Raw genomic sequence first — 25,903 nt, 5'->3', positions numbered from 1 at the left:
CCTAAGGTTAAGCCTAAAGTTGTACCAAAATCATAAACGTCAATTTCTGATGTTCGAAAAATATAATTTAAAATATATGTCGCAGCAATAAAGAAAATAAGCAAAGTAATTATTTAAACGTCAAGTAGCTCCAAATACAAGATAAAAACTGTGTTTTCGGGACTACTTTTTGTTGCTTCCCTTTTATCACATAAAATAACCTCCACATAGTTTGTAAGGAGATTACCACATTTATTGCCCAGCAAATACTATAACAAAAGGGGTATTCATTTCGGAAAGTTTACTCATGAATTCAGTCGGTTTACTCGTGAATTCTTTTATTTTCTAAAAAATGGCCTATATGTCAGGGAACAGTCTGCATGACTGTCACCTGACATATAGGCAATCTACTACCCGAAGAGAGCATAATATTATTTATACATTCGATGTTGCTTTTAGTTTTACATTTTCCTCCATCTGTGGTTTATCATAGCTACCATACCTCTCTTTTACAACCAGTAACGCCAAGGCCGCCATTATGCTCGGAACTGTGAAGGCCATAAATGCATTTTGTGACGAATAGTTTGCAGCCAGCAATAAACCTATTAATGTAGGGGCAACAATCGCTCCAATTCTGCCAAACGCCAAGGCCCAACCTATCCCGGTGGTCCTTATCTCCCGTGGATAATACTCGGAAATATACGTATTGGCCAAATTCATTGTACCCACTGTACAGGCACCTCCAAAAGCGATTAAAATATATAATGCTACTACATTTGAGGTTAATCCTAATATTACAAAGCAGACCGTACCAATGGCACAGAGGGATACAAGCACTCTTCTATGGCCCATTTTCCCAACTAAGTACCCTCCAATTATCGATCCGCCAATTTGCCCTATCCCCGATATAAGATTGAAAGATAAACTGGATGTAAGGCCGTATCCGGACTGCTGCATGATTTTTGGTAACCATGTATTGAGTCCGTATACCATAAGTAAACAATTAAAGGCAGCTACCCAAAACGCAAATGTACTAAGAGTACGCTTATCTTCAAAGAGTTTCTTGACTGGAAAGCCCTTTGCCCTTTCTTGGACTTTGGCAAACTCATAATCGTCCAAATCTTTATAGTCGCCCTCTGGATCAATGCGGTTCAGAATTCCGGCAAGCTTTACCCCTTCTTTTCGAATAGCATAATAGGAAAGGGATTCAGGAAATTGCTTCATGAAAAAAGGAATTGCCAATAAGGGAAGCGCCCCAATCCAATACAAAACCCTCCAGCCCATTTGTTCCATCACATACATTCCAATTAAAGAGGCCAGTATGCTTCCTATGGAATATCCACAGTACATAGAGGTTACAATGAGCACCTTGTTCTTTTTGGGTGAGTATTCCGCCATTAAGGAGATAACGTTTGGCATTAATCCTCCCATTCCCAAGGCTGCTATAAATCGCATAATCGAGAAAAAGGCAGGATTTGGGGCAAAACTTGAAAGTAATGTAAAAACACTGAATATACAGATGCAAATGGCAAGCACTCTTTTTCTCCCCATTTTATCCGCCAGTGGTGCAAAAATAAGGGCTCCTACCATCATTCCGAACAATGAATAACTTGCTATTCCGCCAGCTTCCACTGGCGTCAAGTTCCATTCCTCCATCATCAAAGGCAAACCTACTCCATACATGGCTATATCAAATCCATCGAAGGTAATTGCGAACAAACACCACATAAAGACCATTAAATGAAACCGGCCAAACTTACTATTACCCACCACTTTTGAGGCATTTACTTCACGCAATTAATTCCCTCCTCTTAGTTCACGTTATAACATGTAAAGTCAGTTTCCCTAATTCACCATAATCAGCTAAAACTTCATCGTTTGCCTGTATGGGAATGGCATCTGTAATCCCGCCCACTAAAACAATCATTCCAGCCTGAATGGATAGTCCTTCACGGCTAATCATTTTTACAAGTTCCACAATCGAATGAATCGGATGATCCAGTACAGCTTCTCCAAGACCCTTCTTTTGTATTTCACCATTTTGATAAAGCCTAACTTCTGCTTGAGCCCAGTCCGTGTGATACGGTGAAAAAGCTTGATTGCTAAGCAAAATCTTAGCTGAGGATGCATTATCCGCTACTACATCTGTAAGTGTAAAGGAAAAATTTTTATAACGGCTGTCAATAACCTCTAAAGCTAGAAATACGCATTCTACAGCCGGCCAGACATCTTTCGCCGTTATATTTGCACCTTTCAGTTCTTCTTTGAATAAAAAAGCAAATTCGGGTTCCACTCTTGGATGAATGAATTCCCCTACTTTTAATACTGGTTTGGTTAGTTCCATGGCAGATGTCAACCTGCCATAGATCGCTTCTTCTACCCCTACTTGCTGTTGTTTGGCTTTGCTGGTCAAGCCCATCTTCCACCCGATGAATCTGTTATCTCCAGTGATCGTCTCATTTATGCTCAACTTCTGAATTTCATATGCTTGATTTACTGTTAGTTCAGGATTGGATAATGTAAGCTTATCCATTTCACGGCCATTTTTTTGAGATTCGGCTACCCGTTTTGCTAGTTGAACTAGTTTCATCTTAAAGTCCCTTCCTTCTGCAGCGCCATTTGCTCAGCTACTTCAATTATCGTATCTTCCTGACCACCAACCACTTTTTGTCGCCCCAGCTCCATCAAAATATCCCGGGCGTCCACTCCATACTTTTTCGCCGCTTTGTTTGCATGCAATAAAAAACTGGAGTAAACGCCACTATAACCCATGATTAAACTCGAGTCTGTTATTTCCTGGGGCTTTGGCATGATCGTATTTCCAACTTCCTCCGAAAGATCAAGCATTTTATATAAGTCAATATCAGTACGGATACCCAGCCTATCCAGCACGGCAACAAGCACTTCGGTCTGGGTATTACCAGCACCTGCACCGAGACAGCGAATGCTGCCATCGATCCTATTTGCCCCCTCTTCAATTGCCACAAGGGAATTTGCCACAGCAAGAGACAAATTATTGTGAGCATGAAAACCGATATCGATATTCAGTTTTGATTTTAATAACCTGATCCGCGTCTTGACTTCATTTGGCAAAAAAGATCCAGCGGAATCAACTACATACACAGCATCTGCTCCATAGGATTCCATTAAACTGGCTTGCTCAAGAAGTTTTTCCGGTGATGCCATGTGAGACATCATTAAAAACCCGATTGCTTCCATACCGAGATGTTTCGCAGCTTCCAGATGTTGCTTTGAGACATCCGCTTCCGTTACGTGGGTTGCAATCCGCGCCATTTTCGCCCCAACGTGAGCAGCTTCCCTTAATTGATCAATTGTCCCGATACCAGGAATTAAAAGCACTGAAATAACCGATTTTCCGGCAGCTTCAACAGCGGCTTCCACCAATTCAATATCATTCACTTTTGAAAATCCATATTGCAAGGATGATCCACCTAGGCCATCTCCATGCGACACTTCAATATAAGGGACACCTGCAGCACTAAGTTTCCCAGTCATGTTCTTTACTTGATCGATTGTATATTGATGTGCCACTACATGGCTCCCATCCCGCAATGCAACTTCAGTCACCAATACATCTTTACGCAAATGAACCCCACCTTTACAGTTCCGATTACTTTTTTCAAACATAATGTTCGAATTGGCTTTTAGCGATCTCTTCCCCTACTTTTACAGCTGAGGCCGTCATTATATCCAAATTACCTGCATATACGGGAAGAAAATCTCCTAACCCTTTCACTTCCAGAAGGACTGTTATTTGTTTCCCATCAAATATCGGCTCTGTCTTAAGACGGTAACCTGGAACATATTCAGAAACCTTTTCCGCCATCTTATTGACAGACGTTGTTATCTCTTCCACATCAAAGGAATCTGATTGAAGCAGACAATGAATGGTATCCCTCATAATGAGCGGCGGTTCGGCCGGATTTAGCAGAATGATAGCTTTTCCTTTTTTTGCTCCACCTACCTGTTCCAGGGCCCTTGCCGTCGTTTGGGTAAACTCATCAATATTAGCCCGAGTTCCGGGACCGGCACTCTTGCTGGAAATTGTCGCAATTATTTCGGCATATTCGACTTGGGCCACTTGACTGATCGCATGAACGATGGGGATTGTCGCTTGACCGCCGCATGTAATCATGTTAACAACCGCTTCATTCAAATTTTCTTTTAAATTCACGGAAGGAACGATAAACGGTCCGATCGCGGCAGGTGTCAAGTCTATCAGCTTCTTGTTCATCTTTTTCAAGGCTTCGCAGTGAAAAACATGCGCCTTCGCAGATGTGGCATCGAATAAAATGTCTGCAAGTTCAGACTTTTCCAAAAATCCATCCATGCCATTTTCAATGACATGATGTCCGTGCATCCTAGCCTTCTTCAAACCCTCTGATTCCTTGTCGATACCGATCATTACCGACATTTCGAGAACATCCGACCGATGAATTTTCATCATTAAGTCCGTGCCGATATTCCCTGATCCAATAATGCCTACTTTTAGTTTTTTCAAGGCCGCTGGGCTCCTTTCACTCAAAATTAACCGAGACCTTTCCAAGTTTATCTCCAAAGTCAGCAGAAAAACGGTCACCTGGTTTCGCTTCGATTGCTGCGGATAATGCACCGGATAAAATTACTTCGCCCGCATTCAATGAACCTTTAAACCCATTTAGTTTATTTACGAGCCAGGCTACGCACGTTGCTGGATTTCCAAGTACTGCATCACCTGTCCCTTGGTTCATGAATTCGCCATTTTTATATAGGCTCATTTGAATGGAAGGGAGGTCGATTTCACTCAAGTGAATTTTGCGATCTCCCAGAATATATAAGCCCGATGATGCATTATCCGCCACAGTGTCCTGGAGTTTAATCTTCCAGTCCATCACACGGCTATCAACGACTTCGATCGAAGCAACCACATAATCAGTGGCTTCGATTACATCATCAACCGTAATATTTGGACCGTGCAGATCCTTCTTTAAAATAAAAGCCACTTCTGCCTCCACTTTCGGTTGAATTAACCGGCATCTGGGAATATATCCGTTATTTTGCACTTCCATCCCATTAAGTAAATGTCCGTAATCTGGTTCATTTACTCCAAGAACCTGTTGCATAGCCTTTGAAGTCAAGCCTATTTTCTTACCTGATACTTCCAGACCGGACTGAATTTTGCTTCGAATGGTTTCAAGCTGAATTTGGTAGGCATCCTCCACATTCAAATCCGGAATTTCATTGGTGGGGGCTGAAATTCCTATTCCTGTTTTTTCCGCTTTCAAAAACCTGGCAGACCATTCTGTTAAACTAACGATCATGATGCTTCCCTCCTTCTTTATAATTTAATCGTGACGTTAGACAATTCACTGTAAAATTCGAAACTATGAGACCCACCTTCACGGCCGATGCCACTGTGCTTCATGCCCCCAAAAGGTGTGCGTAAATCACGTAAATACCAGGTATTCACCCAAATAATACCCGCTTCTATTTTAGAAGCGACACGATGCGCCCTCCTTAAATCATTGGTCCAAATCGTTGCCCCCAGTCCGTAATGAGTATCATTAGCGTGCTCTAGTACCTCTTCTTCCGTTTCGAAAGGCATGACCGTTACCACAGGACCAAAAATTTCTTCCCGTACGCAACGGGATTCACGCGTAACCCCGGCAATGATTGTAGGTTCAATGAAAAAACCTTTTTCAAACTGACCGGCTCTTCTTCCTCCAGTTAATATTTTCGCTCCTTCTTCTTTCGCCAGATCAATGTAACTCATCACTTTTTTATAATGTTCTTTTCCTATTACAGCTCCTACTTCCGTTTCGGAATCAAACGGATCCCCGACTTTCAATTTTTCTGTACGCACAACCATCTTTTCAAGGAATTCGTCATACAATCCTTGTTGAACGTAGATACGTGATCCACATAAACAAACTTCACCTTGGTTCATGAAGCTTGATTTCAATGTCGTTTCGATCACTTCATCGAGATTAGAGTCTGCAAACACAATATTCGGATTTTTCCCGCCCAGTTCAAATGAAATTTTTTTCAATGTAGGCGCCGCGGCTTTCATGATCGCTGTTCCCGTTTTTGTTTCCCCTGTGAATGTAATCGCATCGACGTCAGGATGTTCACTTAGAGCGGCTCCTGCTGAATTTATACCATATCCATGCACAAGGTTGACTACCCCGTCCGGAACTCCGGCTTCCTTGCATATTTCCATCAATTTTGTCGCTGTCATCGGGGTCAGTTCAGCTGGTTTCATAACCGCAGTATTGCCGGCTGCCAGACATGGTGCCAACTTCCATGTCAACAATAACAATGGTAAGTTCCAAGGATTAATCATCCCTACCACCCCTACGGGTCGTCTAATCGAATAATGAAGGGCAATGTTGTTCTGATTGTAGGATTCATTACCAAGTGTGGTGATATAATCAGCAAAAAAGTGGAAATTGTGAGCTGCACGCTTGATGTCCATTTCTAGTGCAAGGCTATACGGTTTCCCTGTATCGAGGGTTTCCAACATGGTCAGTTCTTCTTTCTTTTCTAAAATGAGATCGCCGATTCGCCTTAGAACCGCAGAGCGTTCATTATCGGTAAAAGATTTCCAAGGACCTTTAAGCGCATGCCTTGCTGCAGAAACAGCTTGATTCACCTCCTCTTTTCCTCCTTCAGCAACCCATCCAAGTTTTTCTTCCGTTGCGGGATTGATATTGTCAAAAGTTTTAGATTGATTTGGATTCAGGAATTCCCCGTTAATAAAGTGCCGGCAATCTATTGATTTAACAGTATTTATACTATCTTTTGCTGCTTGCATGAAACATCCCTCTCTCTTTATTGAGATAATTGCAAAAGGTCTCAATCTTGTATTTCCACAATCATTTCAATTTCAATTGCAGTATTATTTGGAAGCTGGGCCATTCCCACCGCTGACCGAGCATGTCTTCCCCTCTCTCCAAACACGTTAACAAGCAGGTCTGATGCGCCATTCAAAACTTTAGGCTGTCCTGTGAAATTTTCAGCTGAATTAACCATGCCGAGAATTTTGACTATCTTCTTAACTCTGGATAGTTCACCAAGCTCAGCCTTCAGCACCCGCAGAAGATTAATCATTGACTGCCTCGCTGCCTGATACCCTTCTTCTTCCGTCAGCTCTTTGCCAAGCTTGCCGTGAAAATCATCAACGCCTTGTCCGGATGTGAAAATCAAATTTCCCACCCGTACGTGGCTGACATAGTTGCCGACCGCTTCCCTTGGCATATGAAGCATGATTCCAAGTTCCTCAAGAACTTGTTCCGGTGCTTTAATCTGTTTTTCCATGCTTCTCCCCTCACGATTCCAAATTTAAAAACCTCAATGCATTTTTCCCAAGAAGATTCGCTTTCACTTCATCTGAAAGATTTAGAGCGTCATCAATTACTTTACCTGGAGGCTTTTCTCTTAATAAAAATGGATAGTCGGAACCCATCAGCACTTTCTTATATCCAAAACGTTCAACCAGATACTGAATATTCCGGATATCATAGTTCAGGGAATCGAAATAAAACTTTTGTGCATAATGGCTTGGCGGCATTGAGGTTTTTCTTAAATCAGGCCATACTTCCCATCCCTGATCAATCCGCGGTAAAATATATGGGAATGAGCCCCCGCCATGAGCAAAACATAGTTTCAGATCCGGGTACTTTTCCATGACGCCACTCCATACAATGCTTGCTGCCGCCAGTGCGGTTTCACTCGGCATCGCGATTGTATACATAAGATTATGCCGTTCCGTTCGGTCTTTTGCCATTGTCTCCCAAGGGTGTATAAACAGTGGGACATTCCATTTTTCAGCCATTTGGAAGAATTCTAATAAAACAGGTGAATCTAGATTCTCTCCGTTTACGTTTGTACCAATCTCAATCCCCGCCAAACCAAGTTCAAATTTACAGCGTTCCATTTCGCCAATTGCCACTTTCAAATCCTGAAGCGGAACAGTCCCGAGACCGATGAACCTGTCAGGATGCCTGTTCACAGTCTCAGCAATAAAATCATTCTGGAATTGGGACATGTATAGCGCCTGGTCTATTGGCGCCCAGTATGAAAATGTCACTGGCACCGGTGACAGCACCTGCATATCGACTCCTTCGGCATCCATATCCTGAATGCGTTTTTCCGGGTCCCATACCTGGTCAGTCACTTTCCTGAACAGCTTCCCGCTTACCATAATATCTGCCCCGCATGAACATTTCTGCTCTAGCACCGGCCAGCGTCCCTGACCAAATTTTCCGGTTAAGTCCGGCAGATCCAACGGCAGAATATGAGTATGAAAGTCTATTCGCATTTCCAAGCCTCAACGTTTTCTGACATAACATGACCACATTCATGACAAGTGCGAAGTTCCTTACTTCCGTTGAAAGCCTCAATGGCTTCTTTCACCTGAACCTCAATATTCGTCAATTGGATCGTAACTTTGTGCATCTCATGATTACATTTCCCACAGAACCAAACGAAATCTTCAAGCTCATCTATTGCACGCTTGCGCTCTATAACAATGCCGTATGTATCCGATACCCTGTGAGGGGAATGGGGTACATCAGCTGGAAGCATGAACATTTCCCCCTCTTTCACCTCCACTACTTCACGCTCGCCGTTTTGGGTTATGCATTCTACATAGCAGGAGCCTTTTATCTGATAAAATAACTCGTCTGAAGGGTCAACATGAAAATCACGCCTGTAATTCGGGCCACCCAGAAGCATGACAATGAATTCGGAATCTTCCCAAAGTACTTTGTTATTAACCGGCGGCTTCAATAAATTTTTATTGTCTTCAATAACTTTCATTACATTTAATGATCTAGCCTGTAATTTTAAAGATTGAGCATATCCCTTCATGAATAAACTACCTCCCGTTTTCATTTTCGTAATATTTGCGAAAATTCACACTAACGACATATAACCAACCTGTTTTGAAATCATTTGTGCCGATCGAATTACAGATTGAATAATATTCGTCTTCTCTCTCCCAATCATATAATTTCGATCTCCGACAAGGTTAAGTGCCGCAATAACTTGACCATTGTAGGATTTAATGGGGGCAGCAACCCCATATAACCCAAAATCATTTTCATCATCACTGATCGCAAATCCCTGTTTGCGGATGGCCTTTAATTCTTCATCCAATTGGTTAATGCAAGTAATCGTATTTGTTGAGTGCTTCAAAAGCCCTTTTGCAAGCGTAGGCTGAATAAAGGATGGGTTAAAAGCAAGTAATATTTTCCCGCTGCTCGTACAATACGCTGGTTTTCTTGCTCCTATAAATGTGGTCATATGCTCAGCATGAGGGGACGACATTTTCATCACAAACCTGACTTCGCCTTCGTGAAACATCCCAATATGAGAATTCCCTCTAAATTGCAGGACAAGATTACTTAAAATAGGTCCTGCTTCATAATGAATATCCTGCTGATACATGACTTTACTGCTCCACTCAAGTAACTTCCACCCAAGCCGGTATTTTCGATCTTTGCCCTGGATCAGCATCCCTTCCTTACACATCGTTTTCACGAGATGATGTGATGAACTTGGACTCATATTCAATTTTTCAGCAATTTCCTTATTTCCAAGTGAGGGTTCTTCATTAGTGAATAAATCAAGTATCTTTATTACCTTCTCAACGGACGAAATCATGACGCCCCCCCTCCCTATTCAACGATTAAAATTACTGGTTGATCGCATCGATGGCTACTTGTATCGGTTTGTTAAGCACTTCATCTACCATGGTGAAGTTTTTGTTTTTCTTATATTTATTATAAAAAATGGCTCTTTTCCGAACTGGATCACCCGTGTAATAGCGCTCGTATTGAAGGAGGCGCTGCCCGAATGCTTCCCCGCATAAATCCCAGGCAAGTTTAAACACCCGTACGCGTTCTTCCGCTGAAACTCCGCTTCGTCCTCCATAATATTTATCGATATCACAGCGCAATTCCGGATTATCAAAGTCCGCCCCTGTCGGTGACATCAACAGCCCGCCAGCCCCAATTGTCTGGATAACCTCTATGGCACGGGGATACATCTCTGGAAGGAAACCGCGAATCGATTCCAAGGCATCTGGATTTGGCCGGGCCTCACCGTAGTCATTAATCGTGTACTCATATTCCGCTACCCGAAGCAGTGAACGGATGACTTCGACGGATTGAACAAGTTCACCCAAATCACGTTGGACATGCAGGAAACCATCAACTCCGATAGAGTCTGCCACTTTACAAGCAACTTCAACGGCAAATGCCAGTTTAATATATCCACGGACACCTGATTGGTGTGCAGGCTGTTCAGCGATTCCTGTCATTGGATACAAGCGGTTTGCCGCCTCTACATTGTTGTATAAGAAGACGCGATTCCAAGGAACCAATACATCATTAAATACAAGCAGGGCATCCATTTCCTCATAGCGTGAGGCCAGTGGATGATCAAACATCGAGCGTGTTCCGTCCTGCATTGGTTCCCGGCAGATTATGCGCAGTCCCGGCGTATCGATCGGCAGCGCAAATGCTACCGCATGACGCTCATCTCCTGGTGTGAATCCCGGGAAAGAATAGATAATTACTTCATCAGTAATGGGAGCCAGGGTTGCTAACATTTTTGCACCGCGGACAAGTATTCCTTCTTCTTTTTCCTCAACGGTCCCCAAGTGTGTATATGTTTCTTTTTGCTCATGAGATTCCTTACTTCGATCATTTTGAGGATTAATGATTGCATGCGTAAGGAATAAATCATTGTCACGAATATAGGTATAATAATCCTTGATGTTCTTAGACCAGTCTTTGTTGTATTTATCAAGAAACCAGGAATTATGCGCCATGGAAGTGACTACAACATTTAAAAAGTCAGGCGTTCTCCCCATAAGTCCATATGTCATCCTGGCATACACTTCAAATAACTTACTTCTTTTTTGCAGGTCATCCGAAGTCTTCGGGAATAAAAAAGCATTATTAACACGTTCTCCGGTTTCTTTACAAATGTGGGTGATTTCATCTTGATATTCCGGGTCATGTTGAATGTCATACAACTTCGCAATTTCTTGTATCGGCTGTTTAAAAATTGGTTCATTATAAATATCCTCAACCACTCTTCCACCAAGCCAGACTTCTGGCTTTCTGGATTTAATTCTATTAATATATTCTTCGCCGGTTTTAATGCCCATAAGAATCCCCCTTATTTTACGAGTTGTTTAGCAGACCCCATTTTCCCTTGATAAAAAGTAAGCGCTTCCAAATCTTCGAAATGTAATCCCTGGATTTCACCTATGAACAAATACATGATCACCCGCATCATATTCTTTCCATGGTTTGCATTCCATCCAGGCGACACTTCCTTTTATTTTTGGTGAAATCCCCTTGTTATCCCAGTCAATTTCAAGTGCTTCCCGTTTATTGCCCGCAAATTGCCATGCAATGGATTCTTGTTCATCCGACAAAATATTAATGGTAAATGCTCTATCTTTCATGCTATTGCAGGCTTTTGCTTCTTTATGAATTGACACTAAAGCAAGCGGGGGATCAAAGGAAACCGAAGTGAATGAATTCACAGTAATGCCATTTTGAACTTTCCCATCAAACCAGCTCACTATCGTAACTCCGGTTGGGAATTTACCAAAGCAATTTCTTAACTCGCGCCCACCCATCTCTTCACCTCCTACTCTTTGATTATGAATTCATTATATTAAACTTAAAAATTTAAAAAATCCAATAATTTCATAATATGAAATTACGAAAATTTTTTATTTTCAATAGTCATCTTTAATTTATTCTTTTTTCATTGATAAGGGATTTTTTCCATATATATTAATCAACATTTTATTGAATATCGTGTAAAAGGACACTACCGAAGAAAAGACTTTCATTACCGCAATATCAAAAATCAATGGTACACTATCCATGATCATTCATATTCCCAGTTTAGTTATCATAATGGTCTTTTGAGTTTTCCACTCAAATATATGAAAGTGGTGAGGGAAGTTTCAATGTTGCGTTCCATTCGAAAGATCTATCAATTTTTTGTGGATATACCTTTAAAAAAAGGCGTGGTTTTGAAAAACCGCTACGAAGTAACGGCTGTAATAGGAACAGGTAGCTACGGTATTATCTATCTTTGCATTGATTTAAAAACGAATGTGAATACCGTAATCAAACAGCTCCGGACAAGTAAACGCCGCAGCAAAAAAGAGCTTGAACAGTTTGAGAATGAAATCTCCATATTACGAATGTTAAACCATAAAGAAATGCCTAAATTTCACGAGAAATTTTCACATGACGGAAATTATTATTTTGTGATGGATTTCATTGAAGGGGATAATTTGGAAGACCATATTTTTTTGAATCATATAACGTTCGATGAGAAAGAGTCTCTACTATTTCTTGGTGAGTTGGTCGAATTAGTATCTTATCTGCACAGCCATTATATTTTCCATCAAGATTTACGTATACCAAATATCTTACTTAAAGACAATCAGCCCATTTTGATAGACTTTGGTTTATCTAAATGTGCCGTTTCGGCCAATCTCGCAAAAGAAGCCATTTTGCAGCTGAAAAGGCAGGATTTTTACGACTTGGGAGAAATACTCTTATATGTACTTTATACGACATACACTTCCAAAAATAAAATGGCTCTCCCTTGGACAGAAGAGCTTTCGTTGGAAAAAGATACCGTGCACATACTCAAAAGGTTATTAAGCATCCAAGAACCTTATTCTGATATCCAAGAGATCTCAATGGACCTGCATGCAGCATTAGAGTCAAAGGAATTGAATTAGCTGCTACTGCCCCGCCCTTTTCTCTTGTAGCGGTCACTTCCACTCATGGGAGATCGTTTATACCCTCTGCTGCTACTGCTGCCTCGGCGATAATGACCATGCCTTCGCTCACTGCTGCCTTGGGAAAGTTGTTTGATTTTTTTCATTATCTTCTTCAACATATTTATCACCTCTTTTATTTTGGTTTTAAAGCTTGTTATTCATTTAGCCTAACATAGCCTCAGTTTAAACCTTATTAATAAGTACTATAAATTCTTTTCATTTGTGTTACATTCCATGACTGTCTTCCTTTTTTTAATGGAGTGAGCTTATTTTCTTTCTTTGGTCAAATGATAAAGAAAGATTAAATAGCCATCATCATCCAAAATCACCACATTTTCAACACGATGGATTTATGCCAACTAATACGTTAAATCAAGCGCTTTTATACATCCTATAATCCATATCTTGTCACCAACCCTATTTGGAATGAAAATCAGGCAGTAAACAAAAAACCTGGCGAATATTGATCGCCAGGTTTTTCTTTGTTCATTTTTTTATTTTACAGCTTCTTTTAATTCCTTACCTGCTTTAAAAGCGGGTACTTTGCTAGCTGCAATTTGTATTTCTTCACCTGTTTGTGGGTTTCTTCCTGTACGAGCTGCACGGTCGCGCACTTCAAATGTACCAAAACCAACTAGTTGGATCTTTTCTTCTTTAGCAAGTGTAGTCGTGATTGTTTCAAACAATGCATCCACTACTTTTTTTGCGTCGTCTTTTGTTAGTTCAGCTTGTGCTGCCACACTACTCACTAATTCTGTTTTATTCATATGAACACCTCATCCTTTTATATTCTTAAAGTATGTAGAGAAGACAACATAACATATCTTATATACGTCTGTCACTTAATATGGCCAATTAAAAGGAAGTTACCCTTATACCAATGTGTTTCCAGTCCATTTCATATAGGTTAAAAGGCTTTGATCAACAGGATAAAATGATTTTGCCGAGACCATTTTTCAGCTTTCCGTGGTTTCAAGCTGCAGCCATTGATAGATGGTTTCCATATCAATGTTTTCTTCTAAATGGGAAGCCAAAAGATTATATGCTTCTTCCCTTCGCTCTGAGTCGCTTCGAACGTTTTCCTTCACTTCCTCCAACCCCTTGTTCCGTCGAATTTGGTTAACTAGTAATCTAGTGAACAAGCGATTATGGAAAATCCCATGAAGATATGTTCCCATTACCTTATTGTCAGTGGAAATGGCTCCATCTTCTCTTCCATCCTTCAATAAAAGAAAAGGTCTTACTTGTGGCTTCAATGTCGTTCTGCCTAAATGTATTTCGAAACCGTTAAGATTCATTTCACCTTCCATTATCATCCCATCAGAAAGGACACCTTCCATTTGTACCGTTTTCTTTTCTGCTTGAAATACGGTTTCCACTGGAAGAAGCGAAAGCCCTTCTGCATTCTCACCGTTACCTTCTACTGCGTCAGGATCGAAAAGTTTAGTCCCTAGCATTTGAAAACCGCCGCATATACCAAAGATCACCGTTCCTTGTTCGCGCAGTTCATTGATGGCCCCATCCAAGCCTACACTTTTCATCCACTCTAAATCTTCCATCGTGTTTTTCGTACCCGGCAAAATAAGAAGGTCGGGATTTCCTAACTCATGGACACTTCCTACTAGCCTGACACCCACTCCGGGTTCATCAAAAAAAGGATCCACATCTGTAAAATTGGAGATCCGCGGAAATCTCAAGACGGCAACATCGATCGGAAACTCAGCCTTTTTAGGCTTTTTAAAACGTAAAGACGAGAGTGCCAGTGAATCTTCCGCTTCGATATTTACGTCTAAATAGGGAAGCACTCCGAGAACCGGAATCCCGGTTTCCTTTTCCACCCAATCAATGCCATCGTCCAACAGTTCACGCATGCCACGAAATTTATTGATGATGATCCCCTTTACACAATCGCGTTCATCTTTGTCCAATAAGGCAAGTGTCCCGATGATGGAAGCAAATACGCCACCACGGTCAATATCTGCCACTAAAATGACAGCCGCATCCGCGAGTTTGGCCATTCGCATATTCGCAATATCCCGGTCCTTAAGGTTAATTTCAGCTGGACTTCCTGCGCCTTCCAGTACGATGATGTCATATTCATCTTGAAGTTTTTCCACAGATTTACGAATGATGGGCATGGCTTCTTGGACAAAATGATTCCGATAGCTTTTTGCATTCATATCAAGAAAATGCTTTCCGTGCACGATGACTTCCGAAACCATATCCTTCTTCGGCTTCAGTAATATCGGATTCATATCAGTTGTTGCCGTGATTCGTGCTGCCTCCGCCTGTACTCCCTGCGCCCGTCCGATTTCACCGCCATCCAAGGTTACATAAGAATTCAATGCCATGTTTTGTGATTTGAATGGGACGACACGTAATCCTTTATTAGAAAAAACCCTGCAAAATGCCGTGCAAATCAAACTTTTCCCTACATCAGATGACGTCCCTTGTATCATGATGGACCGTGCCTTCATTCCGCTCACCCCCTAAAACTCTAATCCTTTGACAGCTCCGATACCCTCGTCATAATAATGCTTGGTCGCCTCAATGGATGAAACCAAATCCGCCATTTCCATAAGCTCTGGCTTGGCATCCCTACCGGTAATGACAATATGCATATGAGCGGGACGATTACGAATCGCCTCGATGATTTCAGCCAATGGCAAGACATCTTCAATAGGGAATTTGGATATGGCTAACGCATTGTTCAACTCATCCAAAACGAGTAAATCAATGTCAGGATCACTAAGGGCCTGTTTCGCCTTTTCCCAAGCTAACGATAATGCGCTTCGATGTTCATCTGGTGTTTTGGTCCAGGTAAAACCAATACCAAGCTGTTCCATTTCAACGCCTAATTTTTTAAAAGCCAACGCTTCTCCATATGTACGCTCTGGAGATTTTATGAACTGAAGGAATTTGACATTCATTCCTCTGCCGATTGCCCGTAAAGTCACCCCTAATGAGGCAGTCGTCTTCCCTTTCCCATTTCCCGTATAAATAAGCATTAATCCTCTGCGTGCCACTCACTCACCTACCTTCATAACCAAACTGTTTTTTCTATGTATGAAGTCCTTTGAGTAGCAGGAATTGGTTGATCACCTTTTGGATATCCGACAAAAATGGTGCCGATCACTTTTTTGTTTTCCGGTGAACCGATAAACCCGTGAAGTCGTTCATCCCTGACAAGACCCACTCCTCTAGTACGCCAAACGAATCCAAGACCCAGTTCTTTTGCGGCAAGCCACATCGAATGGACGGCACAACAAGAGGCAAATACATTATCTTCGGATGAATCTGGATCATCAGGCAAAATATCAGAAGTCACGACGATGATAAGCGGTGTCGTCTTAACAACTTCCAGTGAACTGTCTATCAATTTTGGTTTGGTCGGGAACCGTTCATGTAAATACTTTTCTGCCAATCTTTCATAACGGTGCTTCGCTTCACCCTTGATTACATAAAAGCCCCAAGGTTCACGTAATCGGTCGTTAGGGGCATAGGTAGCCGCTTCCAATAACATCCTGATTTTTTCATCTTCCACCTCTTTATCTTCGTAGTTCCTTATTGCCCTGCGTTCCTTCAATTCCTGAATGATGGACATTCCGACTCATTCCCTTCTATAATGGATTCTGATTCAATCACTCTTTCAAACCATTGGATTTTTTCTCTTAATTGGACGACATCGCCTACTAGGAAGATTGACGGATTTTGAATTTTTTCTTTAATAGCAAGCAAAGGAATCGAACTCAACGTACCGGTGATCGTCCTTTGTTTATCTGTCGTGCCCCATTCAATGACAGCCACTGGCGTTTTACCGTCCCTGCCATGTTCCATCAATTTTTCACATATAAACGGCATATTACCTATCCCCATATAAAAAGCGATGGTATCGATGCCTTGAGCCAATGCCTGCCAATTCAGGTTATCCTGTCCCTTGTAATCACGGCCATGTCCTGTCACAATCGCATAACTTGATGCATGTTCACGGTGGGTAACCGGGATGCCCGCATAAGCCGGAGCCGCGATACCCGCTGTGATTCCCGGGACTATATCATATTCAATTCCGTTAGCAGCCAGTATCTCAGCTTCCTCACCGCCCCGACCGAAGACAAATGGATCTCCGCCCTTTAGTCGGGTGACATTTTTCCCTTGTAAGGCTTTTTCCACAAGAAGTTCATGAATTTCATTTTGAATGAGATGATGTTTCCCTGGTGATTTCCCGCAATACACCAGTTCTGCATTTTCTTTTGCATAGGTTAATAGTTCTGGATTGACAAGCCTGTCATATGCGATGACATCCGCCTTTTTGATACATTCCAGTCCATATACCGTAATCAGTTTCGGATCTCCGGGACCCGCACCGACCAGATGTACTTTTCCCGGTTTCATGCTCGTGCCTCCTCTTAATCTTCAAAAAATACCTTTTACTTGATGATAGTTTCCTGGGTAGATCTGTTTTTTTGTTTTAAGCAAGCATCGATCCAGTTCTTTGCAAGTTTTGGATTGGAAGCAAAATGAAAGTGGGTATACCCGGCAACAAGGTTACCTAATACACACCCTTCTTGTTTCGAACCGAATCTGCCTTTGGCTTCATAAGCATGTGTAAGATCACCATCTGCTTCAAATGTCGAATAGTGGAACTCATGACCTTTTGCCTGCTCAATTTCATTGATCAAAAAATTGCTTTGTGTTCCTGTAATTTCACGATATCCAAGTGCTGCAAGTTTTTTCTGCATCTTAATCCTGCCTGGTATTATCCCTGCCATCTGGTGCGTTTCTCCTGAAGTTGTTTCAATTGATTTGCTCAAAAACATGAAACCACCACATTCCGCTAGAGTCGGCAACCCCTTTTCAATAGAGCTTCGGATGGATTTAATAGTACCCAAATGACCAGAAAGTTCGGCTGCAAATTCCTCTGGAAAACCGCCTCCAAGGTATAAACCATCAGCATCCAATGGAACTTCTTCCCCTTTTAATGGAGAAAAATACTTGATGTTTGCCCCATTCGCTTCAAGCAACTCAAGGTTTTCCTGATAATAAAAATTAAAGGCAGCATCTTTTGCGACGGCAATGCACACGCCTTTTTTATTTTGGTGCTGAAATATATTTGAATTCCCACTGGAAACGGCGCTAGTCATGGACAAACGGTACAACTGATCGATATCAATCGTTTCCATGACTAAGTGTGCAAGCTTATCGAAAAACGGGTCAAGTTCCCCGCGCTCAATAGCAGGAATTAAGCCCAAATGACGGCTAGGAATATCAATATCCAATTCCCGCTTCATATATCCCAGCACCGGAACATCGCATTCTTGCTCGATGGCCGCTTTGACAATTTGGTAATGCCCTACACTTCCCACTTGATTGGCAATTACCCCAATGATGTTAGGACCGGTTGAAAAGTCCTGAAACCCTTTTACAATGGCTGCAGCACTTCGCGCCATGCTGGCACAGTTGACTACCAACAAGACAGGGCTTTGGGTGATCATGCTGATTTCAGCCGTCGATCCTGTATTGGATAAAGGACTTTTACCATCGAAAAAGCCCATGACTCCTTCGATGATCGAGATATCAGCTCCGATACTTGCTTTGTTAAGAATTTCTCGGACGGTATCGTGTTCAAACATCCAACTGTCAAGATTGCGTGAAATTCGCCCTGTAACCGCGGTATGATAGGTTGGATCAATATAGTCAGGACCACATTTGAACCCTTGAACGGTATAGCCTTTCTTCTGGAGGGCTGCCATGATTCCGATGGTCAATGTCGTTTTCCCGACACCGCTTCCGGTACCTGCAATCACCAATCTTCTATCGTTCATTTATATTCCCTCCTTAAAAAGGAATGATCCCAACTGATATGGTTACATTCCCCGATTTTTTCTTAACAAGCTCCAATTGTTCAGCTTTAGTATAAATCCTGACAGCCGGTTCACTCACACCGTATGCACCTGTATATTTAAAAACTGTATCGGATGGCGCTTCGATTTGAGCTTGATTAAGCTCATCCGGTTCATAATATACAAATTCCCAGCCAAATTTCTTAACTACTTCAATCAAGCCAATTTCGTCTTTCTTTAAGGAAATTGTACAGATCGCTTTAACGCTTTTTAAGGAAAACGATAATTCCTCTAGCGTTCCTATAATCACTTGCTCAATTTCAGCAGCCGATGTTCCCCTATTGCACCCGATACCAAGAACAATTACTTGAGGACGATAAACGATCCCATTTTCCAGGATCCTCTTTTCCGACTGGCTAAGCATGCGGTGAGTGACGACCAGAGCTGCTTGTGGCTTTGCTTGAAGCGCTTCTTCAATTGAAGGGTATATGATTATACGTTCAGGTAATGGCGTTTCATACGACCACCAGTTCCGTTCACCTGACTCCTGTACAACGGCAACATGCTCTTCATTTACAACGGATGCACTTACTGGCGTCAATTTTTCTGCTGAATCCCAAATCCAGCCAAAGCGCTGGCCAAATAAGTCGACAGGAATCGTTTTCTGTACATCCGAAGCCGTAGTGATTATAGCTTTCGCGTCAAGGGCAGCAGCAACTTCCTTAGTCAGTTCATTTGCTCCGCCAAGATGCCCTGACAATACACTTATAACATTTTCCCCTTTGTCATCAATGACAACCACACCTGGATCCGTTTTCTTATCCTTCAAAATGGGAGCAATCATCCGGACGACTGCCCCGAGTGAAATAATTAATATGATTCCTTTATATTCCTTGAATAAAGCTGGTAAAAGCATACGGACGCTTCCCGAAAAAAGTTGGATCTGTTTATGCTCTTCGTCCCCTTTTTCAAACTTGCTCATGTAATATAGATCGGAATTCGAAAAAACGGTATGTAATTTTCGTGCCAGCTCGACACCATGCTTTGTAATTGCCACGATCGCATAAGCATGAGACTGTTTAATGGGAGCAAGTTCCTCTTCCTTCAATTCAATGATCATGGCTTAACACCTTTTCTGAAACCGTGGGTAAAACTCGCATCATATAGTTTTGAACGGTATTCATCTTTATCATGGATAGTAGGGTCTAACGCCCATCCAGCCAAAATCATTGCATGCTTGCGGATACCATTTTTACGCATATCATCATCTAAATTAACTAACGTGGTACGGACTATTTTTTGGTCCGGCCATGTTGCTCGTTGAATGACTGCGACCGGCGTATCATCCTTCCAACCGGCTTCCTTGAGTTCTTTAACGATTTTTTTAGTCAAGGTCGCACTCAAGAAGAGGGCAATCGTACAGTGATGACTTGCCAAATCACGTAACTTCTCAAATTCAGGAACAGGAGTACGTCCTTCAGCCCTCGTCAAAATGAGTGTCTGGGTTAAATCCGGGATAGTCAGCTCTGCTCCTATTGCCGCTGCCGAGGCGAATACTGAACTTACGCCAGGAATCACCTCATAACCAATATCCTCTTTCTTCAATAGGACAATTTGTTCCATGATCGCCCCATACATAGCAGGATCCCCTGTATGGATTCTGGCAACCATCTTTCCTTCTTTAACACGATCAACCATAATGCCAACAATTTCTTCCAAATGCATTCCAGCCGTTTTTAGCACTTCAGCATCCGGTTTTGCCCTAGCAATTAATTCCTCATTCACTAATGAATCCGTATATAAAATCACATCAGCAGTTTGGAGAATGTTCAATCCTTTTACAGTAATCAAATCCGGATCTCCTGGGCCAGCACCTACAATATATATCTTCATTTTCTCACCACCATCAATGTTAAGTATTCTAGTTCAAGTCCTTCCAATTCACTCACTTTCCATATCACTTCTTCATCGGATGTGACTTTTGTTACGACCGAGGCCTTTTCAAGCAAGTTTAAATCTTTTAAAACAGTAATCATTAAATCGATGACTTTTGCCACTTTGATGAACACCACAGCATCATGATCTTCAATCGCCTTCCTCATCGCTTCATAATCATCCCTTGCCGGAACAATCGCCACATGATCATCACCATCCGCCAAAGCGATACCCAACCTTGACGCTGATCCATTAAACGAAGAAATGCCCGGGACTGTCTTGATTTCGACTTCGGGATGCAACTCCTGCATCAATTTCATCATATGTATGAACGTACTATATAAAAGGGGATCACCTTCCGTAACGAAAGCAACATCTTTTCCTTCATATAATTTTTGCCAAACCTTTTCAACCGTTCCGTTCCATTCCCGATCCAAAATCGCTTGATCTTTCGTCATCGGAAAAACTAGGCCCAGCATTTCCTTCTCTTCAGGACGAATGTAAATTTCAACGATGCGATGGGCGTAGCTTTTACTCCCTTTTCTTTTTTTGGGATATGCAATGACAGGAGATTCCTGAATCACGCGAAATGCCTTTACTGTAATAAGCTCTGGATCGCCCGGGCCCACGCCTAGGCCATATAATGTACCAAGATTACTCATTCATGTCTTCCTTTCGTTGTGCAGTAATGATATAAACCGGATTAAGCGGGACGAATCTGTTCATTCCCAATATTGGCTTACTTCGGGAAATTTGCGCATGCATGATGGAAGTGTGGAAACCAGCTTCCGCAAATGCCTCATTAGCCCGGTAAAGATTCTCGATCGTTGCAGCATTTAGAACGATCCTGCCGCCTTCTTTCAGCCGTTTGCAGCAAGTATTGATTAGATCTACCATTTCGCCGCCAGTCCCGCCAATAAAAATCGCATCAGGGTCTGGAAAAGTTTCCAGGCCTTGCGGAGCTTTTCCATGAATAGCTGTTATATCGGTACGGAATTTTCGTTGGTTTTGATAACAGTTTTCTAAATCAGGCTCATTTTTTTCAATTGCGAAGATTTGACCTTCTGATGCAAGCTTAGCCGCTTCAATTGCCATTGATCCCGTACACGTCCCGACATCCCAAACTGTGCTATTTTTTTCGAGTTTCAACGCATGCAGGCTCAATACTCGAATTTCCTTTTTGGTTATGAGTCCTTTATCCGGCTTCCGTTGCAAAAATTCTTCATCATCTATCCCTAAAGACCAGCTTGGACCTTCTGATGTTCTTTTTAAAATGACAACATTCAACGGGGAGAATTCCCGCTCCATCATTTCATCAAGTTCATACCAGCCAGAGTCTTCAGTTTCTCCTTGAAGATTTTCAGCAACGAATGCCCGATATTCTGTCATTCCGTACGAAAGGAGATATTTTGCCAGTTGGTTTGGACTATTTTCGATGTCAGTAAGCAAGGCAACTTTTGCTTTCCCATCAATCCTTTGGGCCAGCCCTTTCATACTGCGGCCGTGAATACTAACTAGGAAAGCATCTTGCCAGCTTTCACCCATTTTTGCAAAAGCAAGCTGAATGGAACTGAAATATGGGTAAACTTCCATATTGATCTTGCTGGAAAGATAGCCTCCCATTCCGTAAAACAATGGGTCACCGGAAGCTAAGACAACAGTTGGACGAGTTTCATCCTGCAGTTGTTCCACCACTTTCTTCAACCCGCCCTTTATGACAATCTTCTGGCCAGAATAGTTCGGAAAGAAGGATAAGACCCGCTCGCCTCCGACCAGCACTTCACTTTCTTCAATCCATTGGGCATATTGGGGCAGTAAGCTTTCCTGACCGTTATCCCCTATCCCGATTAATTTCATCGATTGACTCAATTCCAACAGCCCTTCCCAGTAATTGTCCTTTCAACGAATAAATCGCCGTTTCCATTTCAATGCCACCCTTCACTTGCTTTATGGCAGAGTGACAGCAGGATTCACATAGTTTATTAAAAAAATCAAAATTATTGATCGCCGACATCATGTCCCCAACTTGTGATGCTGTGTTTGCATTCTTGATTTCAAGAACAAGATCATTTCCTGCTCCAACGCTTTGGGCTATTTCCGATAGAAAACCGAAGTCGACCGGGGCACTCTTTGAATGCACCATCATCACACCTTGGGCAACTTTAGAAAATTTCCCCATCATGCCGACCAGTGATACCTTTTTTATTCCCTGCCTCTTACATTGCTTAAGTGAGAAGCCCACAAAGTCACCCATTTCAATAAAGGCTTCCTCCGGTAAATCCTGAAGAAGGCCCATTGCATACTTTTCACTTCGCCCGCCAGTGGTTAAGACAATATGCTCACAACCACTCGCTTTGGCGACACTTATAGCCTGGACAATACTTGCCATGTAGGCGGAACTGGAAAAAGGGACGACAGTGCCCCTTGTTCCTAAAATGGAAATCCCTCCCACAATACCCAAGCGGCCATTTAATGTTTTTTTCGCTATTTCTTCACCTGCGGGCACGGAGATGACGACTTTCACTCCTCTATTGATCTTAAATTCTTCCAAAGTTTGTTGAACTGTGGTTAAAATCATTTTGCGCGGTACAGGATTAATGGCCGCTTCTCCCACAGGAACGGGAAGCCCGGGTTTGGTCACACGACCCACACCGGTCCCTCCATCCAGAATAATCCCAGGTACATCCGACCAGCTGACAGTAGAAATGATATGTGCCAGATGGGTGGCATCCGGATCATCTCCGGCATCTTTGATTGTTTCAGCACTAACCGCATTTTCCGATATATCATATTTCTCAATGGTGAAAGTGGCATCTCGGCCGATGGGCAAGGAAATCGTTGCCTCCTCAAGTGCATCCCCCGTGATCAATGCGGTCAATGCCGCTTTAGTCACGGCAGTAGAACATGCCCCTGTCGTATACCCATGACGCATTTGTGAGGGGTCTTTTTTTACTTTCTTTTCCATGTTTTTTAACTATCAGCTAAAAGGGAAATCGCGTTCAATGCTGCAACCGTGACAGTACTTCCACCTTTTCGGCCAATATTCGTAATGAATGGCACTTCTGTGATCTTAGCGAGTTCCTCTTTAGATTCTGCTGCAGAAACAAATCCAACAGGCATTCCAATGATTAAGTCCGGTTTTGCAATCCCTTCTTTAATAAGGCGAATGAGCTCAAGTAAAGCTGTAGGTGCATTGCCAATGGCATAAATGCCCCCTTCATTTTCCTTTACAGCTTTTTGCATCGAAATGATCGCTCTAGTCGTATTCAAACGTTTTGCTTCGACAATCACATCTGGATCTGAAATATAGCAATGAACGTCCCCGCCATGTTTTTGAAATCTTTTTTTGCCTGTTCCGCTCTCTATCATTTGCACATCCGCAATGACATGCCTGCCTTTGCGAATGGCTTCCACACCAGCTTGAATGGCATTTGGATGGATGATGACACTTCTTCCCAATTCAAAGTCCGCTGAAGCATGAATGACCCGGCGGACGATCTTCCATTCATCTTCGGAAAAATCATGATTCCCCATTTCTTCAGCTATCATTGCAAAGCTATAATCATATATTTTGTCTGGGTCTACCGTCAGTGGTTTAAAATCCGTTTTAAAGTCCATCTTGCATTCCTCCTATTTTTCGTTTAGCTGATTATTCAACTCGGCAATGACATGATCAAAACTGGAATGGACATTTTGATAGTCGACATTTGGCCGCGATATCATAATCGTCTCAATTCCACATTCCAACGCGGCTTCCAATTTCTCATCAACCGCACCGACCTTGCCACTTTCTTTCGTTATCATCAATGTGACGCCATACTGTTCATATAGAGCTTTATTTAATTCCTTGGAAAATGGACCTTGAATCGCAACGATATTTTTTTGTTCAATGCCCAGCTCCGCACATTTTTCCATATTGTCCATACGTGGCAGCATTCTCGCTATGACTCTGGTATTCTCGAGCCCAACCAATTCTTTTGCGAATACAGCTAGGGTTTTACTTCCGGTCGTAAGCATGATGATTCCCCGTTTTGCCGCTGCAAGCTTGGCAGCTTCCTCATAATCACGGACAACTATCAATTTGTCATTCTGAAACCGTTGACTTTCACGCTCATAACGAATATATGGAACACTTGCTGCCTTTGCTCCGTTAAGGGCGTTTTTGGATGCTTCTTCCGCAAATGGGTGACTTGCATCAACTACAGCCTGAAAACCTTTTTCAGAGATTAAAGATGTCATATCCTCTGCAGTTAATCGTCCAATACGGGTGGATATCCCTGCATCTTGCAAACTCTTCGCCGCCGACCCGGTTACAACAGTTGCCAAAACCTTGAATCCCACCTGCTTCATCTCAATCGCTAATTCCCTTGCATCACTTGTACCCGCCAAGAACAAAATCATTTTGATGTCCCCACCACTTGCTCATCGTGGTCGTGATCATGGTCGTGGTCGTGATCATGGTCGTGGTCGTGGTCGTGGTGATGATGATGATGATGGGCATGTCCATGTTCTTCGACATATTTACGATAGTTTTCCAAATCTTGAACCCCACTTGATCTGCCTTCGCTAGCTTCAATTACACGTTCTTGCAGAATGTTCTGTAAGGTTGGATGATACCCAAAATACTTCGCCAAAATAAATTCTCGATCACGATATTGCTCTTGATAGCCTTTCAGCATATCCTCCATTCTTTCCATTAACACACCCGTGAAAAGGAAATATGGCAGCATCACTATTTTTTTTGCCCCTAAGCGGATGCATCGATCAATGCCTTCATTTACATGCGGGTCCGTTACACCCATGAAGGCACTTTCGACCCATTTCACGTTTAATTTTTCCCATAATAATCGTGAAATTTTATATATATCACTATTTGCATCAGCGTCACTACCACCTCGGCCGATTAGCAAAATTGCTGTCTCAGGCTGTTTTGAGGATGTATCGAATCCGACTTCCTCAAGACGATCTGTCAGGATCGTCAATACATCATGGTGGACCCCGATCGTTTGACCATATGTGAATTTCACTTTTGGATACTTGGTTTTCCCATCCTCTATTTCAGCCGGGATATGTAATTTCGAATGTCCTGCATGCAACAAAATGATTGGTATGACGATAACTTCCGTAGCCCCTCGTTTAACACAATTATCAATGCCTTTGGATATATTCGGTGCTGCAAACTCCAAGAAGCACGTTTCTACCAAAAAGCTGTCTTCCATTGCCGGTATCATATTTTTAATAAAATGAAGGACTTCTTCGTTTCCTGAAGCCAAGCGGCTTCCGTGTCCTACGAACAAAACTGCTTTCATTTACTTTCCCC

Annotated in this window: 28 protein-coding genes; 1 reads left to right on the top strand and 27 read right to left on the bottom strand. The window is 42.3% G+C overall.

Annotated elements, in window-relative coordinates:
- Positions 1-414 precede the first annotated feature (414 nt).
- From UP17_RS10515 to UP17_RS10460, 12 genes are all read right to left on the bottom strand, one after another.
- Positions 415-1,776 carry an MFS transporter gene (locus UP17_RS10515; RefSeq protein ID WP_061462963.1) on the bottom strand — a complete coding sequence of 454 codons (1,362 nt, stop codon included), beginning with the start codon at positions 1,774-1,776 and terminating at the stop codon, positions 415-417.
- A 19-nt stretch (positions 1,777-1,795) separates the two neighbouring features.
- Positions 1,796-2,569: a 2-keto-4-pentenoate hydratase gene (locus tag UP17_RS10510; RefSeq protein ID WP_061462962.1), complete on the bottom strand. Its 774-nt coding sequence runs from the start codon at positions 2,567-2,569 to the stop codon at positions 1,796-1,798.
- A complete protein-coding gene (dmpG, locus tag UP17_RS10505) occupies positions 2,566-3,585 on the bottom strand; it encodes a 4-hydroxy-2-oxovalerate aldolase (RefSeq protein WP_410861639.1) in 1,020 nt (339 codons plus the stop codon). The genes UP17_RS10510 and dmpG overlap by 4 nt, the downstream gene beginning before the upstream one ends.
- Before the next feature lie 34 nt (positions 3,586-3,619).
- On the bottom strand, positions 3,620-4,501 hold the full coding sequence (locus UP17_RS10500; RefSeq protein WP_081108992.1) for an acetaldehyde dehydrogenase (acetylating): 882 nt from the start codon (positions 4,499-4,501) through the stop codon (positions 3,620-3,622).
- 16 nt (positions 4,502-4,517) lie between these two features.
- Positions 4,518-5,300: a 2-keto-4-pentenoate hydratase gene (locus UP17_RS10495; RefSeq protein ID WP_061462960.1), complete on the bottom strand. Its 783-nt coding sequence runs from the start codon at positions 5,298-5,300 to the stop codon at positions 4,518-4,520.
- Positions 5,301-5,317: 17 nt separating this feature from the next.
- Positions 5,318-6,793 (bottom strand): aldehyde dehydrogenase, encoded by a 1,476-nt coding sequence (locus tag UP17_RS10490; RefSeq protein WP_061462959.1) that lies wholly within the window; start codon positions 6,791-6,793, stop codon positions 5,318-5,320.
- Positions 6,794-6,834: 41 nt separating this feature from the next.
- Positions 6,835-7,296, bottom strand: coding sequence for a RidA family protein (locus UP17_RS10485; protein ID WP_061462958.1), 462 nt, complete (start codon positions 7,294-7,296; stop codon positions 6,835-6,837).
- 10 nt (positions 7,297-7,306) lie between these two features.
- Positions 7,307-8,305, bottom strand: coding sequence for an amidohydrolase family protein (locus UP17_RS10480; protein WP_208857054.1), 999 nt, complete (start codon positions 8,303-8,305; stop codon positions 7,307-7,309).
- Positions 8,290-8,850, bottom strand: coding sequence for a 3-hydroxyanthranilate 3,4-dioxygenase (locus UP17_RS10475; protein WP_061462956.1), 561 nt, complete (start codon positions 8,848-8,850; stop codon positions 8,290-8,292). The genes UP17_RS10480 and UP17_RS10475 overlap by 16 nt, the downstream gene beginning before the upstream one ends.
- 45 nt (positions 8,851-8,895) lie before the next feature.
- Positions 8,896-9,645, bottom strand: coding sequence for an IclR family transcriptional regulator (locus UP17_RS10470; RefSeq protein WP_061462955.1), 750 nt, complete (start codon positions 9,643-9,645; stop codon positions 8,896-8,898).
- A gap of 31 nt (positions 9,646-9,676) precedes the next feature.
- Entirely contained in the window at positions 9,677-11,158 is a 1,482-nt protein-coding gene (locus UP17_RS10465; RefSeq protein WP_061462954.1) for a 4-hydroxyphenylacetate 3-hydroxylase family protein, read from the bottom strand.
- 96 nt (positions 11,159-11,254) lie between these two features.
- Positions 11,255-11,638 (bottom strand): flavin reductase family protein, encoded by a 384-nt coding sequence (locus UP17_RS10460; protein WP_250211791.1) that lies wholly within the window; start codon positions 11,636-11,638, stop codon positions 11,255-11,257.
- Between the two features lie 339 nt (positions 11,639-11,977).
- On the opposite strand from UP17_RS10460, the gene UP17_RS10455 reads away from it, so the two are divergent.
- The gene (locus UP17_RS10455) at positions 11,978-12,766 is read left to right on the top strand and encodes a protein kinase domain-containing protein (RefSeq protein WP_250211790.1); all 789 of its coding nucleotides are present in this window, start codon (positions 11,978-11,980) and stop codon (positions 12,764-12,766) included.
- Here the strand turns inward: UP17_RS10455 and UP17_RS27500 are convergent.
- From UP17_RS27500 to UP17_RS10385, 15 genes are all read right to left on the bottom strand, one after another.
- On the bottom strand, positions 12,763-12,927 hold the full coding sequence (locus UP17_RS27500; protein ID WP_155727293.1) for a hypothetical protein: 165 nt from the start codon (positions 12,925-12,927) through the stop codon (positions 12,763-12,765). The genes UP17_RS10455 and UP17_RS27500 overlap by 4 nt on opposite strands.
- Before the next feature lie 375 nt (positions 12,928-13,302).
- Positions 13,303-13,575: an HU family DNA-binding protein gene (locus UP17_RS10450; protein WP_061462953.1), complete on the bottom strand. Its 273-nt coding sequence runs from the start codon at positions 13,573-13,575 to the stop codon at positions 13,303-13,305.
- Between the two features lie 189 nt (positions 13,576-13,764).
- Positions 13,765-15,285: a cobyric acid synthase gene (locus UP17_RS10445; RefSeq protein ID WP_061462952.1), complete on the bottom strand. Its 1,521-nt coding sequence runs from the start codon at positions 15,283-15,285 to the stop codon at positions 13,765-13,767.
- A 12-nt stretch (positions 15,286-15,297) separates the two neighbouring features.
- The gene (locus UP17_RS10440) at positions 15,298-15,834 is read right to left on the bottom strand and encodes a cob(I)yrinic acid a,c-diamide adenosyltransferase (RefSeq protein ID WP_061462951.1); all 537 of its coding nucleotides are present in this window, start codon (positions 15,832-15,834) and stop codon (positions 15,298-15,300) included.
- A 14-nt stretch (positions 15,835-15,848) separates the two neighbouring features.
- Entirely contained in the window at positions 15,849-16,412 is a 564-nt protein-coding gene (locus UP17_RS10435) for a nitroreductase family protein (RefSeq protein ID WP_061462950.1), read from the bottom strand.
- Positions 16,391-17,200: a uroporphyrinogen-III C-methyltransferase gene (gene cobA / locus UP17_RS10430; protein WP_061462949.1), complete on the bottom strand. Its 810-nt coding sequence runs from the start codon at positions 17,198-17,200 to the stop codon at positions 16,391-16,393. Before cobA ends, UP17_RS10435 begins: the two co-directional genes overlap by 22 nt.
- A gap of 35 nt (positions 17,201-17,235) precedes the next feature.
- The gene (locus tag UP17_RS10425) at positions 17,236-18,630 is read right to left on the bottom strand and encodes a cobyrinic acid a,c-diamide synthase CobB (protein ID WP_061462948.1); all 1,395 of its coding nucleotides are present in this window, start codon (positions 18,628-18,630) and stop codon (positions 17,236-17,238) included.
- A gap of 13 nt (positions 18,631-18,643) precedes the next feature.
- A complete protein-coding gene (locus tag UP17_RS10420) occupies positions 18,644-19,768 on the bottom strand; it encodes a cobalt-precorrin 5A hydrolase (protein ID WP_208857053.1) in 1,125 nt (374 codons plus the stop codon).
- Complete coding sequence (gene cobM, locus UP17_RS10415) at positions 19,765-20,541, bottom strand: precorrin-4 C(11)-methyltransferase (RefSeq protein WP_061462947.1); 777 nt, start codon at positions 20,539-20,541, stop codon at positions 19,765-19,767. Before cobM ends, UP17_RS10420 begins: the two co-directional genes overlap by 4 nt.
- The gene (cobI, locus tag UP17_RS10410; RefSeq protein ID WP_061462946.1) at positions 20,538-21,245 is read right to left on the bottom strand and encodes a precorrin-2 C(20)-methyltransferase; all 708 of its coding nucleotides are present in this window, start codon (positions 21,243-21,245) and stop codon (positions 20,538-20,540) included. Before cobI ends, cobM begins: the two co-directional genes overlap by 4 nt.
- Complete coding sequence (cbiE, locus tag UP17_RS10405) at positions 21,238-22,440, bottom strand: precorrin-6y C5,15-methyltransferase (decarboxylating) subunit CbiE (RefSeq protein ID WP_208857064.1); 1,203 nt, start codon at positions 22,438-22,440, stop codon at positions 21,238-21,240. Before cbiE ends, cobI begins: the two co-directional genes overlap by 8 nt.
- Positions 22,415-23,548, bottom strand: coding sequence for a cobalt-precorrin-5B (C(1))-methyltransferase (locus UP17_RS10400; RefSeq protein ID WP_061462945.1), 1,134 nt, complete (start codon positions 23,546-23,548; stop codon positions 22,415-22,417). The genes cbiE and UP17_RS10400 overlap by 26 nt, the downstream gene beginning before the upstream one ends.
- A gap of 5 nt (positions 23,549-23,553) precedes the next feature.
- The gene (locus tag UP17_RS10395) at positions 23,554-24,201 is read right to left on the bottom strand and encodes a precorrin-8X methylmutase (RefSeq protein WP_061462944.1); all 648 of its coding nucleotides are present in this window, start codon (positions 24,199-24,201) and stop codon (positions 23,554-23,556) included.
- Positions 24,202-24,213: 12 nt separating this feature from the next.
- Positions 24,214-24,984, bottom strand: a complete 771-nt coding sequence (cobK, locus tag UP17_RS10390) for a precorrin-6A reductase (RefSeq protein WP_061462943.1) — start codon at positions 24,982-24,984, stop codon at positions 24,214-24,216.
- A complete protein-coding gene (locus UP17_RS10385; RefSeq protein ID WP_061462942.1) occupies positions 24,981-25,892 on the bottom strand; it encodes a sirohydrochlorin chelatase in 912 nt (303 codons plus the stop codon). Before UP17_RS10385 ends, cobK begins: the two co-directional genes overlap by 4 nt.
- Positions 25,893-25,903 lie beyond the last annotated feature (11 nt).

The organism is Peribacillus simplex, from assembly GCF_001578185.1.
Classification (GTDB): Bacteria; Bacillota; Bacilli; order Bacillales; family DSM-1321; genus Peribacillus; species Peribacillus simplex_A.
This window is presented reverse-complemented; position numbering and strand designations above follow the sequence as displayed.

Coding starts and splice junctions, on each gene's coding strand:
- UP17_RS10510 (WP_061462962.1), bottom strand. CDS start 2,569: ATGAAACTAGTTCAACTAGCAAAACGGGTAGCCGAATCTCAAAAAAAT.
- UP17_RS10495 (WP_061462960.1), bottom strand. CDS start 5,300: ATGATCGTTAGTTTAACAGAATGGTCTGCCAGGTTTTTGAAAGCGGAA.
- UP17_RS10490 (WP_061462959.1), bottom strand. CDS start 6,793: ATGCAAGCAGCAAAAGATAGTATAAATACTGTTAAATCAATAGATTGC.
- UP17_RS10485 (WP_061462958.1), bottom strand. CDS start 7,296: ATGGAAAAACAGATTAAAGCACCGGAACAAGTTCTTGAGGAACTTGGA.
- UP17_RS10475 (WP_061462956.1), bottom strand. CDS start 8,850: ATGAAGGGATATGCTCAATCTTTAAAATTACAGGCTAGATCATTAAAT.
- UP17_RS10470 (WP_061462955.1), bottom strand. CDS start 9,645: ATGATTTCGTCCGTTGAGAAGGTAATAAAGATACTTGATTTATTCACT.
- UP17_RS10465 (WP_061462954.1), bottom strand. CDS start 11,158: ATGGGCATTAAAACCGGCGAAGAATATATTAATAGAATTAAATCCAGA.
- UP17_RS10460 (WP_250211791.1), bottom strand. CDS start 11,638: ATGGGTGGGCGCGAGTTAAGAAATTGCTTTGGTAAATTCCCAACCGGA.
- UP17_RS10455 (WP_250211790.1), top strand. CDS start 11,978: ATGTTGCGTTCCATTCGAAAGATCTATCAATTTTTTGTGGATATACCT.
- UP17_RS27500 (WP_155727293.1), bottom strand. CDS start 12,927: ATGTTGAAGAAGATAATGAAAAAAATCAAACAACTTTCCCAAGGCAGC.
- UP17_RS10450 (WP_061462953.1), bottom strand. CDS start 13,575: ATGAATAAAACAGAATTAGTGAGTAGTGTGGCAGCACAAGCTGAACTA.
- UP17_RS10445 (WP_061462952.1), bottom strand. CDS start 15,285: ATGAAGGCACGGTCCATCATGATACAAGGGACGTCATCTGATGTAGGG.
- UP17_RS10435 (WP_061462950.1), bottom strand. CDS start 16,412: ATGTCCATCATTCAGGAATTGAAGGAACGCAGGGCAATAAGGAACTAC.
- cobA (WP_061462949.1), bottom strand. CDS start 17,200: ATGAAACCGGGAAAAGTACATCTGGTCGGTGCGGGTCCCGGAGATCCG.
- UP17_RS10425 (WP_061462948.1), bottom strand. CDS start 18,630: ATGAACGATAGAAGATTGGTGATTGCAGGTACCGGAAGCGGTGTCGGG.
- UP17_RS10420 (WP_208857053.1), bottom strand. CDS start 19,768: ATGATCATTGAATTGAAGGAAGAGGAACTTGCTCCCATTAAACAGTCT.
- cobM (WP_061462947.1), bottom strand. CDS start 20,541: ATGAAGATATATATTGTAGGTGCTGGCCCAGGAGATCCGGATTTGATT.
- cobI (WP_061462946.1), bottom strand. CDS start 21,245: ATGAGTAATCTTGGTACATTATATGGCCTAGGCGTGGGCCCGGGCGAT.
- cbiE (WP_208857064.1), bottom strand. CDS start 22,440: ATGAAATTAATCGGGATAGGGGATAACGGTCAGGAAAGCTTACTGCCC.
- UP17_RS10400 (WP_061462945.1), bottom strand. CDS start 23,548: ATGGAAAAGAAAGTAAAAAAAGACCCCTCACAAATGCGTCATGGGTAT.
- UP17_RS10395 (WP_061462944.1), bottom strand. CDS start 24,201: ATGGACTTTAAAACGGATTTTAAACCACTGACGGTAGACCCAGACAAA.
- cobK (WP_061462943.1), bottom strand. CDS start 24,984: ATGATTTTGTTCTTGGCGGGTACAAGTGATGCAAGGGAATTAGCGATT.
- UP17_RS10385 (WP_061462942.1), bottom strand. CDS start 25,892: ATGAAAGCAGTTTTGTTCGTAGGACACGGAAGCCGCTTGGCTTCAGGA.